The sequence below is a fragment of the Microbacterium sp. M genome, from assembly GCF_045181065.1.
Lineage (GTDB): Bacteria > Actinomycetota > Actinomycetes > Actinomycetales > Microbacteriaceae > Microbacterium.
Genome location: NZ_CP173721.1, coordinates 1,915,144 through 1,928,337, shown reverse-complemented (window position 1 = coordinate 1,928,337; position 13,194 = coordinate 1,915,144). Strand labels below are relative to the sequence as shown.

The 13,194-nt window shown below is 68.8% G+C and carries 10 protein-coding genes; 2 read left to right on the top strand and 8 right to left on the bottom strand.

The genetic code is table 11. From position 1 onward, the window contains the following. Nucleotides 1-5 precede the first annotated feature (5 nt). Genes ACI7YT_RS09260 through nirB form a run of 5 tightly spaced genes read right to left on the bottom strand, consistent with a single transcriptional unit; the run spans nucleotide 6 to nucleotide 5,951 of the window. The gene (locus ACI7YT_RS09260; protein WP_406250398.1) at nucleotides 6-683 is read right to left on the bottom strand and encodes a sirohydrochlorin chelatase; all 678 of its coding nucleotides are present in this window, start codon (nucleotides 681-683) and stop codon (nucleotides 6-8) included. 3 nt (nucleotides 684-686) lie between these two features. After that, nucleotides 687-1,769, bottom strand: a complete 1,083-nt coding sequence (locus ACI7YT_RS09255; protein ID WP_406250546.1) for a uroporphyrinogen-III synthase — start codon at nucleotides 1,767-1,769, stop codon at nucleotides 687-689. Nucleotides 1,770-1,810: 41 nt separating this feature from the next. After that, nucleotides 1,811-3,046 (bottom strand): uroporphyrinogen-III C-methyltransferase, encoded by a 1,236-nt coding sequence (gene cobA, locus ACI7YT_RS09250; protein WP_406250397.1) that lies wholly within the window; start codon nucleotides 3,044-3,046, stop codon nucleotides 1,811-1,813. Then, nucleotides 3,043-3,405 (bottom strand): nitrite reductase small subunit NirD, encoded by a 363-nt coding sequence (gene nirD, locus ACI7YT_RS09245; protein WP_406250396.1) that lies wholly within the window; start codon nucleotides 3,403-3,405, stop codon nucleotides 3,043-3,045. The genes cobA and nirD overlap by 4 nt, the downstream gene beginning before the upstream one ends. Beyond that, a complete protein-coding gene (gene nirB / locus ACI7YT_RS09240) occupies nucleotides 3,402-5,951 on the bottom strand; it encodes a nitrite reductase large subunit NirB (protein WP_406250544.1) in 2,550 nt (849 codons plus the stop codon). The genes nirD and nirB overlap by 4 nt, the downstream gene beginning before the upstream one ends. Before the next feature lie 244 nt (nucleotides 5,952-6,195). Here nirB and ACI7YT_RS09235 point away from each other — a divergent pair, with 244 nt between their 5' ends. Together ACI7YT_RS09235 and ACI7YT_RS09230 are read left to right on the top strand one after the other, a co-directional pair. Then, entirely contained in the window at nucleotides 6,196-7,536 is a 1,341-nt protein-coding gene (locus ACI7YT_RS09235) for a DUF349 domain-containing protein (RefSeq protein ID WP_406250394.1), read from the top strand. Nucleotides 7,537-7,605: 69 nt separating this feature from the next. Further along, nucleotides 7,606-8,157: a type IV toxin-antitoxin system AbiEi family antitoxin gene (locus ACI7YT_RS09230; protein WP_406250393.1), complete on the top strand. Its 552-nt coding sequence runs from the start codon at nucleotides 7,606-7,608 to the stop codon at nucleotides 8,155-8,157. On the opposite strand, the gene ACI7YT_RS09225 is transcribed toward ACI7YT_RS09230, so the two are convergent. The 3 genes from ACI7YT_RS09225 to secD all read right to left on the bottom strand — a co-directional run bounded on the left by ACI7YT_RS09225 (nucleotide 8,136) and on the right by secD (nucleotide 13,169). Then, nucleotides 8,136-10,382, bottom strand: coding sequence for a RelA/SpoT family protein (locus ACI7YT_RS09225; protein ID WP_406250391.1), 2,247 nt, complete (start codon nucleotides 10,380-10,382; stop codon nucleotides 8,136-8,138). The genes ACI7YT_RS09230 and ACI7YT_RS09225 overlap by 22 nt on opposite strands. Before the next feature lie 64 nt (nucleotides 10,383-10,446). Next, nucleotides 10,447-11,436 carry a protein translocase subunit SecF gene (gene secF / locus ACI7YT_RS09220; protein ID WP_406250389.1) on the bottom strand — a complete coding sequence of 330 codons (990 nt, stop codon included), beginning with the start codon at nucleotides 11,434-11,436 and terminating at the stop codon, nucleotides 10,447-10,449. Next, entirely contained in the window at nucleotides 11,436-13,169 is a 1,734-nt protein-coding gene (gene secD / locus ACI7YT_RS09215; RefSeq protein WP_406250388.1) for a protein translocase subunit SecD, read from the bottom strand. Before secD ends, secF begins: the two co-directional genes overlap by 1 nt. Nucleotides 13,170-13,194: the final 25 nt, after the last annotated feature.

The window sequence follows — 13,194 nt, the reverse complement described above, 5'->3', positions numbered from 1 at the left end:
ATGTCTCAGGCCGAGCGGAACCGATCGATGACGACGTCGGCCATGCGGGGGTCGACGCCCAACGGAGCCGACACCACGTCCGCTCCGGCCGACTGCACGAGGCCCGCGAAGTAGCCGGGGGCGAGCACATGGCTCGCAGCGATCACGCGGCGCGCCCCGGCATCCCGTGCGCTCTGCACCGCCTCGGGAATGCGCGGATCGATCGCCGAGGCGTAGCCGATCGTCACCGGTGCGGGGATCAGTGCGGCCAGTTGCGCGGCAGCGGCCTCGACGTCGGCGACGGCCGCGGGATTGGTGGAGCCGGCTGCGGCCAGCACGACGGCGTCGCCGTCCGACCAGGTGCCGCCGATTGACGCCCGAAGGCGCGTCGCGAGCACCTGCGCGACGAGCGGATGCGTCCCGAGCGGATCGGCCTGACGGACTCCCGGATGCCGACGCACCGCCCTCGCGATGTCGACGGCGGTGTGGAATCCGACCGACAGCAGCAACGGGACCACGACCACCTCATCGGCGAGGATCTCCCGATCGACGACCGTGGTGATGTCCGGCTCCTGCACGTCGACGAAGGCCTGGACGACGCGCGTCCGTGGCATCCGAGCGCGGACGAGACCGACGAGCTCTTCGACGGTCCGGCGCCCGTCTGCCGAATCCGTGCCGTGCGAGCAGGCGATGAGAGTGCTCATTCTTCAATCCTCCAGGACGGCGAGGCGGTATCCGCGCTTGATGACCGTCTTGACGGCGTCAGGGCAGCCGAGCGCCTCCCGCAGCCGCGCGATCGCCATCTCGACGGCGTGGGCGTTCTCTCCGCCGCGCGGCAGCACATGACCCAGCTCCTCGCGCGACAGCACACGTCCACCGGCGTCGAACAGGGCGCCCAGCACGTTCGCCGAGGCGCGCGACAGCGGGATGAACCGACCGTCCACCAGCGCGCCGCCGCTGCGGACTTCGATGGTCCCCGCGACCGTCACCAGGCGCGGCGTGGCCCCGGTGGCGTAGTGATCGATGACGCAGCGCACCAGAGAACCCAGCCGTCCGCGGACGGCCAGCGTCGTGCGAAGGCCCGCCTCGACGAGCGGCGCGGCGGTGACAGGACCGACCGATGCCAGCAGCAGCCGTCCTGCGGCCGCCCGCTCGCGGATCGCGTCCAGCCGTCCGCCGCGCTCCGCGGCTCTGATCCACTCGGCGGCGCCCGGCGCTGAAGTGAACAGCACGGCATCCACCTCGCCGGTGGCCGCCTGCATCGCGGAACGACTCACGATCTTGGGATCCGGCGGCGGACCCCAGCGATACACCGTGATACTCACCGCATCTGCTCCGTGCGCGGTCATGAGCTCGTCCAAGCCATCCGAGCCCGCGCCGTGATGCTGGATCGCGATGCGCCTGCCTGCGACGCCGTTGCGGGTGAGGTACTCCCCCACCTCGGCAGCCGTCTCGCTCTCCGCCACCCAGTCGGCCGCGAAGCCGGCCTGCTGGATCGCTCCGTGCGCCTTCGGACCTCTGGCGACGAACTGCGTCGCGCGGAACGCTTGGGTGAGCTCGTCGGCGAGACCGTTCTCGTGCGCGGCATCCATCCAGCCGCGGAATCCGACGCCGGTCGTGACGATCACGATATCCGGCGGGTGGGCGATGAGCTCGCGGGTGCGCTGGAGCAGCAGGTCGTCATCGGCATTGGGCAGGATCGTGAGCGCCGGGGCGCGATAGACCTGCGCACCGCGACGTTCGAGCGCGGTGGCGAGGTCGCCGGCGCGACGATCGGCGGCGATCACCATCGTGCAGCCGGTCAGCACCGCGTCGAGCTGGGGTCGTTCGGTCACGCCTGGGTTGCCCCGATCCGCTCCGGGGTCGGCATGAGCAGGTCGGCCCGCGCCACATCGCCGATCACGATGACGGCCGGGTTGCGCAATCCCACGGCCGCGGCGTCGTGCGACGCGCGGCCCAGCGTCGTGCGCGTCGTGCGCTGCTGCGGGGTGTGCCCGCTCTCGACGAAGGCCACGGGGCGATCCGCTGGGATGCCGTGGCGCAGCGCAGCGTCGACGATCCCGCCGAGGGCGGCGACGCCCATCAGCACGACCGTGGTCACCGAGTCATCCGCCATCGCATCCAGCGTACTGGCCGCGATGGTGCCCTGACCGTTGACGACGTGGAAGGCCGAGGCCGTGCCGCGGTGGGTGACCGGGATGCCGGCGGCCTGCGGAACAGCGATCGCGCTGGACGGGGCCGGTACGACGTCGACGGGAATCCCCGCGGCCAAGCACGCCTGCATCTCCTCGCCGCCGCGGCCAAACACGAACGGGTCGCCGCCCTTGAGCCGGACGACCCTCCGTCCAGCGGCCGCGTGCTCGACGATGATGCGATTGATCTCGTCCTGCGGCACAGGGTGGCTTCCCGGGCGCTTGCCGACGTCGATCACCTGCACCTCCTGGTCGAGACCCTGCAGGACCTCGGCGGTCGGTCCGAGCCGGTCAGCGACGATGACATCGGCCTCCGCGATCAGTCGCCGTGCGCGCACCGTCATGAGATCGGCCGGACCGGGGCCGCCGCCGACGAGATCGACCCGTCCGGCACCGTCTGGCCGACGACGCCGCAGCGGCAGTCGCCCGTTCGCCAGCAGATCGCCGATCGCATCGCGCACGGTCGCGGAGCGTCGGGGATCGGCGCCCACCGCGCTCGTGACGGCGACGGTGATGTCCCCGGTGTCGACCTGGGCGGTGAGGCGCGCCGAACCGTGCCCGCCATCGCCGGCGTTGACGCAGAGCACACGGCGACGGTCGCAGCGCGCTGCGATATCGCGGTCGACGCGCTGATCACCCGTGGCGGCATGGACGAGCCAGGCGCCGCGCAGGTCCGCGGGCCGGAATCGTCCCTGCCTCCACGGGATGCTGTTGGCGTCCACGAGCGCAGCGGTCTGCGCTGTCAGCTCCGGAGCCACGACGCGCACCAGCGCGCCCTCGGCGAGGAACCGGCGCAGGCGACGCGCCGTCACGTCTCCTCCGCCGACGAGGAGCACGTCGCGCCCGGTGAGCGTGACTCCGAGCATGAGGGTCATCCGAGATCCTCCGCCTCGAGGTGGACGACGCCGTCGACGATCGTGACGGGCCAGGTGCGCAAAGCGATGGGTTCCTTGCCCTGCGCGTCGAGGCATTCGCCCGATCGAAGGTCGAACACCTGCTTGTGCATCGGGGACGCGACGGTCGGCGCCTCGCCTCGACTGCCGACGATTCCTCGAGAAATCACGTTCGCGCCGCTGTACGGATCGAGGTTGGCGACCGCGTGCACGGTGCCGTCCTCGAGCAGGAAGAGCGCGATCTGCGTCGTCCCGAACAACGCAGCCCTGCCGCGCTCGACCTCGAGGTCGTCGACCCTGCAGACGCGGATCAGAGTCTGCTGGTCTGCTGCGATGGTCATCGGCGCACCTCCAGAGTGGTTCCTGCGATCAGCACGCCGCCCTCGGCGCGCTCCTGGGCGGTCGCGGGGCGGACCTGGCCGCGCTCCGGGACGTAGGCGAGGGACGGGTCAGGCGTGTCCGAGGCGTTGACGAAGGACTCGAACCGGCGCAGCTTCTCCGGATCGCGCAGCGTCGCAGCCCACTCGTCCTCGTAGCGATCCACATGCGCGGCCATCGCGGCATCCAGATCGGCGCAGATGCCGAGGCTGTCGTCGAAGATGACCTGCTTGAGCCCGTCCAGACCGCCTTCGAGCTCCTCGCACCAGCCGGCCGTGCGCTGCAGCCGGTCGGCGGTGCGGATGTAGTACATGAAGAATCGATCGATGGCGCGGATGAGACCCTCGTCGTCGAGATCGGAGGCCAGCAGCTCCGCGTGACGCGGCGAGAATCCGCCGTTGCCGCCGACGTACATGTTCCAGCCGGTCTCGGTCGCGATCACGCCGACGTCCTTGCCACGCGCCTCGGCGCACTCCCTGGCGCAACCGGAGACGCCGACCTTGAGCTTGTGCGGCGACCGCAGACCCCGGTACCGCAACTCGAGGCGGACCGCCATGCCGACGGAGTCGAGCACGCCGTACCGGCACCAGGTGGAGCCGACGCACGATTTCACGGTGCGCAGCGCCTTGCCGTATGCCTGCCCCGATTCGAACCCGGAATCCACAAGCCGCTGCCAGATCTCCGGAAGCTGCTCGAGCCGGGCGCCGAACATGTCGATGCGCTGGCCGCCGGTGATCTTCGTGTACAGGCCGTAGTCGTCCGCGATGCGTCCGATCGCGATGAGCCCCTGGGGCGTCACCTCGCCACCGGGCATCCGCGGGACGACCGAGTACGTGCCGTCCTTCTGCATGTTCGCCATGACATGGTCGTTGGTGTCCTGCAGCGTCGCGTTCTCGTTGTCGAGCACGTGGTCGCCGACGAGCACCGCGAGGATGCTGGCGAGAGCTGGCTTGCACACATCGCAGCCGCGACCGCGTCCGAACCGCGCGATGACGGTGCTGAAGGTGGTCAGACCCGAGACGCGCACGGCGTCGAAGAGCTGCCGGCGCGACATGTCGAAGTGCTCGCACAGGGCGTTGGACGCGGTCTGACCGAGCTTGGCCAGCTCCTGGCCGACCACCTTCTTGACCGTGAAGATGCACGAGCCGCACGTGGCTCCCGCCTTGGTGCACGCCTTGACCGCACCCGCGTCCATGCAGCCCTCTTCGTGCACGGCCTGGCGGATGCGCCCGGCCGTGACGTTGGAGCACGAGCACACCACCGCGGCATCCGGAAGCTCGCCGGTCGGTGCCTCGACACCGCCCTCCGGCATCAGGTAGGCGGCAGGGTCTGCGCCCAGGGGCGCGCCGACCAGCGGACGCAGGGAGCCGTAGGCGGAGGCATCGCCGACGAGGATGCCTCCGAGCAGCGTCTTCGCGTCGTCGGACAGGACGAGCTTCTTGTAGACGCCTGCCACCGGGTCGGCATAGACCACATCGAGAGCGTTCGGGGTCGTCGCCATCGCATCGCCGAAGCTGGCGACATCGACACCGGAGAGCTTGAGCTTCGCGGACTCGTCGTAGCCGGGGAAGGTCGCATCTCCGCCCAGCAGACGGGTCGCGGCGACCTCGGCCATCGCGTAACCAGGAGCGACGAGCCCGACCGAACGTCCGTCGTAGTTCGCCACTTCGCCGATCGCGAGGATGTTCTCGTCAGCCGTGCGGCAGCGATCATCGATCAGGACGCCGCCGCCGGGGTGGACGGCGAGCTGCGCGAGGCGCGCGAGTTCGTCGCGAGGACGAACGCCGACGGTGAAGACGACGATGTCAGCGGCGTGCATGCTGCCGTCCTGGAACTGCAGCTGAGTGACCGCGCCCGACGCGTCAGGATCGAGGCGGGTGGTGCGGCTCTGGGTCCGGACGGCGATGCCGCGCGACTCGATCAGCCGTCGCAGCATCGTCCCGCCGGCGAGATCGAGCTGGGCCGACATCAGTCGGTCGGAGGACTGCACGACCGTGCATTCGACGTCGAGTCCCTGCAGAGCGCCGGAGGCCTCCAGCCCCAGCAGACCACCGCCGATCACCGCGCCGCGCAGCGGTCGTCCGAGTTCTGCGGTGCGGCGTTCGACGAAGGCGCGCATCTGAGCGACATCGTCGAGCGTTCGGTAGACGAAGCATCCGGCGAGGTCGGAGCCGTCGACGGCGACCCGCGCGGCGTACGAGCCGGTCGCGAGGACGAGAGTCCCGTACGAGTAGTCGAGACCGGAGCGGGTCCGCACCGTGCGGCCGCGGCGATCGATACCGGTGACGCGGTCACCGCCGATGAAGTGCACCCGCTCGTCGTCCAGCACCTGCGGGTCGAGCGTGAGGTCCTCCGGGGTGGCTCCGGAGAAGAAGGACGTGAGACCGACCCTGTCGTACGGTGCGCGCCCCTCATCGCCGATGACGGTGACGCGCAGCTTCTCGTCGGTGCGCGTGAGCAGGCTCTCCACGAAGCGGTGCGCGACCATGCCCGCACCCACCACGAGCACATCGGACGATGCTGCTGATCGGTCTCTCACGGTGCCTCCTCTGTTCGGTGCTCCCGAAGGTAGATCGGCGGTGTTTCACGCAGTGTCCGGCCCCCGTTACGCGCGTCGAACGATCCGCTCACAAATCCGTAACGAACATGTGAGGGCGGCCGGCCACGCCTGAAGCCGAGGGGCGGTGCCGCGCATACTAGGCTGATCACCGTCCCTTCCACCTCCCGCGGGATGACCGCGCAAGGAGCACATCGTGTCTGCCACCGAATCGCCGAAGCCGACTCCCCCCGTCCCCGCGCCGCCGCGGGTACCGGGCCCGCCGCGCGTCCCCGTCGCCCCCGCCGCACCTGCGGCGCCGACGATCGCGGGCGCCGCCGACTGGGGCCGCGTCACGGAGGACGGCACCGTCGAAGTTCGCGAAGGCGACGACTGGCGCGTCGTCGGTCAGTATCCGGATGCGTCCGGTGACGAGGCCATCGCCTACTTCGTCCGCAAGTTCGAGGATCTCGCGTTCAAGGTCACCACCCTCGAGCAGCGCCACGCCGCCGGCGGCGCCGCTGCCGGCGAGTTGACGGCTCAGGCCTCGCATCTGGTCGCCGAGGTCACGGATGCCGCGGCCGTCGGCGATCTCGCGAGCCTGCGCGAACGCCTGGATGCGCTGACCGCCTCGCTCGCAGAGGCCAGCGCTCAGGAGGCCGAGCAGGCCAAGGAGCTTCTGGATCAGGCGATCGCCGAGCGCAGCGTGCTCGTCGAGCGGATCGAGACCATCGCCGCCGGCGACCTGTCCAAGGCGCACTGGAAGCAGGTGACCTCCGAGGTCACCGAGCTGTTCGACGCGTGGCAGGCCCAGCAGCAGAACGGCCCGCGTCTGCCGAAGTCCGTCTCGCAGCAGCTGTGGAAGCGATTCCGCGACGCCCGCGCAACGATCGACCGGCAGCGCCGCGCGTTCTACGCCGAGCTCGACGAGACGCACAAGGCCGCTCGCGACGTCAAGACACGTCTCGTGGAGCGCGCCGAGGCGCTGGCTCCGCGGGGTGTCGACGGCATCCCGTCGTACCGCGCGCTGCTGGACGATTGGAAGGCCGCCGGCCGCGCCGGCCGCAAGGTCGACGACGCGCTGTGGGCGCGCTTCAAGGCCGCAGGCGACGCGCTGTACGCCGCACGAGCTGAGCAGAGCGCGGCGGAAGAGGCCGACTCGGCTCCGAAGATCGAGGCCCGCACCGCGCTGCTGGAAAAGGCCAAGGCCGTTGCCGACGAGTCGAACATCAAGCGCGCTCGCGCGCTGCTGACCGGCATCCAGCGGGAGTGGGACGAGGTCGGCCGGATCTTCCCGCGCGACAAGGAGCGCGCGCTCGACGACAAGCTGCGCGTGATCGAGCAGGCGCTGAAGGCCCGCGAGGATGTCGACTGGAAGAAGAACAACCCCGAGACGAAGGCACGCGCCAACGACATGAGCCAGCAGCTGCTGGACGCGATCGAGAAGCTCGAGGCAGAGAAGGCCGCAGCCGAGAAAGCGGGCGATAAGAAGGCGGCGGCCGAGGCCGCCGAAGCGCTCGAGGCGCGTCGCACCTGGCTCAACGCGCTCGGCAGCTGACTCGTTCCGTTATCCACAGAAGCCGTCCTCCCGTGCATGGGGAGGGCGGCTTCCGTGCACACTGGGTGCATGAACCCCGCCCTGCTGTATCGACCGGGTGCGGCCCTGTCGGATGCCGAGCTGCGGGCGATGCGGCTGGACGGGCTGGTGTTCGAGGTCGGCGACGCGTTCCTCCCCGCGGACGTCCCCGAGACGGCGGACATCCGATTGCTCTCGCTCGCGTCTCACCTGCGGGATGAGCACGTCGTCTCCGGTACCACGGCTGCCTGGGTGCACGGTGCCGGAGACCGCAGGCCCCCGCGCTGCCACGTTCGACCGCTCGGGCCGCGCCGGCTGCGGGCACCGGCCGACGCGGCGGTCGTGCTGCACGACGGCGTCGTGCCGTCGACCGAGTTCCAGGTGCTCTCCGGCATCCGCGTCCTCACCGTGCCGGCTGCGCTGGTCGACCTGGCCAGATCCGGCCGTGACCCGGAGTCGCGCACATGGCTGCTCGCGCTGCTGGCTCTGGACCCGACGCAGGTCTCCCCCGCCATCGACCTGCTGCGTGAGCGAGAGCGGCTGCCGGGCAAACGGCTGGCCATCGCGACGCTCGAATCAGGCTATGACGAGGTGACCCGGTAGACGTCGTAGACGGCGTCGATGCGGCGCACGGCGTTCAGGACCCGGTCGAGATGCACGGCATCGCCCATCTCGAAGACGAATCGGCTGAGCGCGAGGCGTTCGTCCGTGGTCGTGACCGTCGCGGACAGGATGTTCACGTGATGCTCGCTGAGGACGCGGGTCACGTCGGAGAGGAGCCCTGACCGGTCGAGCGCCTCTACCTGGATCTGCACCCGGAACACGCTCTTCGAGGTCGGACCCCATTCGACGTCGACGAAGCGCTGTTCGTCGGCGCTGAGAGCCTTGACGTTGACGCAGTCCGTGCGGTGCACGGACACTCCGCTTCCGCGCGTGACGAAGCCGACGATCGCGTCGCCGGGGACCGGCGTGCAGCACTTCGCGAGCTTGACGAGGATGTCCGAGGCACCGCGCACGAGTACACCGGAGTCCCCGGCGCGCGGCTCGCGGGACGAGCTGACCGGAATCGTGATGGCACCGGTGTTCGTCTCTTCCGCGGCGACGAGTGCCGTGACCTTCTCGATCACGGACTGCGTGGACACGTGACCTTCGCCCACGGCGGCGTACAGCGCGGAGACGTCCTCGTAGTGCAGCTGACGGGCGAGCTCGGAGAACGACTCCTGGCTCATGAGCCGCTGCAGTGGCAGGTTCTGTCGGCGCATCGCGCGTGCGATGGCCTCCTTGCCCTGCTCGATCGCCTCCTCGCGACGCTCCTTGGTGAACCAGCCGCGGATCTTGTTGCGGGCACGCGTGCTCTTGACGAAGCCGAGCCAGTCCTGGCTGGGGCCGGCATCCGGGTTCTTCGAGGTGAAGACCTCGACGACGTCGCCGCTGGTGAGGACCGACTCCAGCGGGACGAGTCGCCCGTTCACCTTCGCACCCATGGTGCGGTGACCGATCTCGGTGTGCACCGCGTAGGCGAAGTCCACCGGCGTCGCACCGGCAGGGAGTCCGATCACACGCCCCTTGGGCGTGAAGACGTAGACCTCTTTGGCGCCGATCTCGAACCGCAGCGAGTCCAGGAACTCTCCGGGGTCGGCGGTCTCGGCCTGCCAGTCGGAGATGTGCGCGAGCCACGCCATGTCGGTGTCCGACGCGCGCAGTTCGGCCTTGCCGCCGTTCATCCGCTCCTTGTACATCCAGTGCGCCGCGACGCCGAACTCGGCCTGCTGGTGCATCTCGTGCGTGCGGATCTGGATCTCTACGGTGCGGCCGCTCGGACCGATCACGGTCGTGTGCAGCGACTGGTAGAGGTTGAACTTGGGGGTCGCGATGTAGTCCTTGAACCGGCCGGGCAGCGGCGTCCACCGGGCGTGGATCGCGCCGAGCACCGCGTAGCAGTCGCGTACGGAGTTCACCAGGACCCGGATGCCGATGAGGTCGTAGATGTCGTCGAACTCGCGGCCGCGGATGACCATCTTCTGATAGACGGAGTACAGCTGCTTGGGCCGGCCGACGACCTTCCCTCGGATGCGCAGATCCCGCAGATCCTCATCGATCGCCTCGATGACCTGCCCCAGGTACTTCTCGCGCTGCGGGGTGCGCTGCGCGATGAGGCTGTTGATCTCGGCGTAGATCTTGGGATGCAGCACGGCGAACGAGAGATCCTCGAGTTCGCTCTTGATCGCCTGGATGCCGAGGCGATGCGCGAGAGGCGCGTAGATCTCGAGCGTCTCCTTGGCCTTCTTCGCCGCCTTCTCCGGCGGGACGAATCCCCAGGTGCGTGCGTTGTGCAGGCGGTCGGCGAGCTTGATCAGCAGAACCCGGATGTCCTTCGACATCGCGACGATCATCTTGCGGACCGTCTCGGCCTGCGCGCTCTCGCCGTACTTGACCTTGTCGAGCTTGGTGACGCCGTCGACGAGCATCGCCACTTCATCGCCGAACTCCGCGGTCAACTCGCTCAGCGCGTAGCCGGTGTCCTCGACCGTGTCGTGCAGCAGGGCTGCGGCGATCGCTCGCGGACCGAGCCCGAGTTCGGCCAGGATCTGCGCCACGGCGAGCGGATGCGTGATGTACGGCTCACCGCTCTGACGCTTCTGCCCGGCGTGCTTCTCCTTGGCGACGGCGTATGCGCGATCGATGATCGCGAGGTCGCCCTTGGGATGATTCGCCCTGACCGTTCGACCCAGCATGTCCAGGTCGTCGACGCGGGGAGCGCGCGAGAAGATGCGGGGTACGAGTCGTCTGAGACTGGATCCCTGCGTCTGCGCGTTCGCCTCCACCATCGTCTACCTCCTGGGCTCTGCAATCCTACGCGCCTGAGCGGGTCCCCAGCCCCACCGGGGAGCGTCAGACACTTGCGACGGCGCGTTCGCGGGCCTCGCGGATGCGCGCATCGCGCTCGGTGATCGCCGGCTCCTTCTCGCGGAACAGCGAGTACAGCGGAGCTGCGACGAAGAGCGTGGAGTACGTGGCCACCAGGATGCCGATGAAGATCGACAGCGAGATGTCGGTGAGCGTCTCCGCGCCGAGCCAGAATGCACCGATGAACAGGATCGCGCCGACCGGCAGCGCCGCGACGATGGACGTGTTGATCGAGCGCACGAGGGTCTGGTTGACCGCGAGGTTGACGGACTCCCCGAACAGGCGGGCGGACTTCTCGCCGTCTTCGGTGGTGTTCTCCCTGATCTTGTCGAACACGACAGTGGTGTCGTACAGGGAGTACGCGAGGATCGTGAGGAAGCCGATCACGGCCGCCGGCGAGATCTCGAACCCGGCCAGTGAGTAGATTCCGACTGTGATGATGAGCACGTCGACGAGACCCAGAATGGCCGCGGCGGACATCTTCCAGGTGCGGAAGTAGATGGCGAGGATGAGGAAGGTCAGGGCCAGGAAGATCGCCAGACCCCAGAGCGACTGGCGGGTGACGTTCTCACCCCAGGCCGGGCCGATGAACGAGGACGTGACCTCGCTCTGCTCGACCTCGTAGGCCTCGGCGAGGGCGCCGGCGACCTGCTGCGTCTCGGTGGCGCTCATCTGCGACGTCTGGACGCGCACGTCGGTTCCGCCGATGACGGCGACCTTCGTCGTCGCTTCGGGGACGATCTCGTTGACCGCGTCGGTCGCGAGGCTCTGATCGGTGGATGCCGGGGATGCCACGGTGAACTGCGATCCACCGGTGAACTCGATCGAGAACTGCGGCGGCCGGATGAACAGCACGAGGATCGAGCCGACCACCAGCGCGATCGCGATCCAGAACCACAGCACGCGCTTCCCGACGAAGGGGAACGAGGTCTTGCCCGTGTAGAGGTTGTTGCCGAACTCATTCATGGAGAACATCAGTGCTCGCCCTCGTTTCCGGTGGTGCTCGTCGAATCGGAGGAAGCCAGTGCCTCAGCGCGCTTGCGCTCGGCGATGGTCTGCCGCCGGTCGGCTTCGGCCCGCGAACGCGCGTTCTTGGCTCCGCGGCCGGCGCTGGCGGTCTCGACCTCCCGGTACTGGGTACGGGTGTGGTAGACGGCGCCCAGGCTCTCCGGGTCGAGCCCCGACAGCCTGTGTCCCTCTCCGAAGAACTTGGTGCGTGCGAGCAGCTGCATCACCGGGTGCGTGAAGATCACGAAGATGAACACGTCGATGAGGGTCGTGAGCCCGAGCGTGAACGCGAAGCCCTTCACCGTGGCATCCGCGAGGATGTACAGCACGACGGCGGCGAGGATGTTGATGGACTTCGAGATGTAGATGGTGCGTTTCGCGCGACCCCAGCCGTCCTCGACAGCGGCCGTGACCGATTTGCCGTCCCGGAGCTCGTCTCGGATGCGTTCGAAGTACACGATGAACGAGTCGGCGGTGAATCCGATCGACACGATCAGACCCGCGACGCCGGCGAGCGACAGGCGGTAGCCGATGCGCCACGCGAGGATGCAGATGATGATGTAGGTCAGCACGGCCATGACGGCGATCGAGGCGATGATCACCCAGCCGAGGGCCCGATAGCTGAACAGCGAGTACAGGGCGACCAGGGCGAGGCCGATGAGACCGGCGATCAGGCCGATCTGCAGCTGCTGGGTGCCGAGGGTCGCGGAGACCGTGTCGGTGCTCTCAACCGAGAAGCTCAGCGGCAGCGCGCCGTACTTGAGCTGATCGGCGAGGACCTGGGCGGTCTCCTGCGTGAAGCTGCCCGAGATGCTCGGGTTGCCGTCGAGGATGACACCGTTCATCTGCGGCGCCGAGATGACCTTGCCGTCCAGGACGAAGGCGAACTGGTCGCGCGGGCTCAGGCCGTCGATCTTGTTCTGATACAGACGCTGGCTGATCTCGCCGAAAACGCCCGCTCCGTCGTCGTCGAGATCGAGCTGGACGATCCACGCGCCGGAGCGCGGGTCGCGACCGCTGGTCGCGTCGTCGATGGCCGTGCCGTCGAGCTCCTGCGGGCCGAGGATGTACTTCGTCGTCCCCAGGTCGTCGCACGTGATCAGCGGCTGATCCGCCGGCGCGTTCGAGGGGTTGTTCTGCGGGTTCGCGCAGTCGTAGGCGAGGAACTCCTGCTGCAGCTTCTCGGTCACCCACGACAGGTCGCTGGAATCGGTGGGTTCGGCGCTGGGCACGGCGTTGGCCGACGGATCCGGCGTCGGGTACGGCGTGGCGTTGCCGTCCTCGCCGGTGAACTCGGTCGCCGCAGCCGTCGTGTAGATGACCGGGCGCAACTCGAGCTGCGCCGCGGCGCGGATGCGCTCGAGCGTCTCCTCGTCGGCCTCGCCGGGGATCTGCACCACGATGTTGCGGCCGCCCTCGGTGGTGATGTCCGCCTCGGCGACACCGGAGGCGTCGACGCGCTGTCGGATGATGTCCGACGCCTGCTCGAGCTGCTCCTGCGTCGGATCGGATCCGTCCTCCGTCACGGCGCTGAGGATGATCTGCGTGCCGCCCTGGAGGTCCAGCGCCAGTTCGGGCGTCCACGAGCTCTGCTTGAAGCCGTAGACGCCGAGGGCGTTGATGCCGAAGAGGGCGGCCGTCACCAGGAGCAGGCCGAGGAGGACCCGCCATGCATGACGGGTCGGAGTGGAGGATGCCACGTGGTCGCGCTTTCTGAGAAGTCAG

Excerpts from the sequence above, each read along its gene's own strand:
- ACI7YT_RS09260 (WP_406250398.1), bottom strand. The coding sequence starts at position 683 with ATGAGCACTCTCATCGCCTGCTCGCACGGCACGGATTCGGCAGACGGG.
- ACI7YT_RS09255 (WP_406250546.1), bottom strand. The coding sequence starts at position 1,769 with ATGGTGATCGCCGCCGATCGTCGCGCCGGCGACCTCGCCACCGCGCTC.
- cobA (WP_406250397.1), bottom strand. The coding sequence starts at position 3,046 with ATGACCCTCATGCTCGGAGTCACGCTCACCGGGCGCGACGTGCTCCTC.
- nirD (WP_406250396.1), bottom strand. The coding sequence starts at position 3,405 with ATGACCATCGCAGCAGACCAGCAGACTCTGATCCGCGTCTGCAGGGTC.
- ACI7YT_RS09230 (WP_406250393.1), top strand. The coding sequence starts at position 7,606 with ATGAACCCCGCCCTGCTGTATCGACCGGGTGCGGCCCTGTCGGATGCC.
- ACI7YT_RS09225 (WP_406250391.1), bottom strand. The coding sequence starts at position 10,382 with ATGGTGGAGGCGAACGCGCAGACGCAGGGATCCAGTCTCAGACGACTC.
- secF (WP_406250389.1), bottom strand. The coding sequence starts at position 11,436 with ATGTTCTCCATGAATGAGTTCGGCAACAACCTCTACACGGGCAAGACC.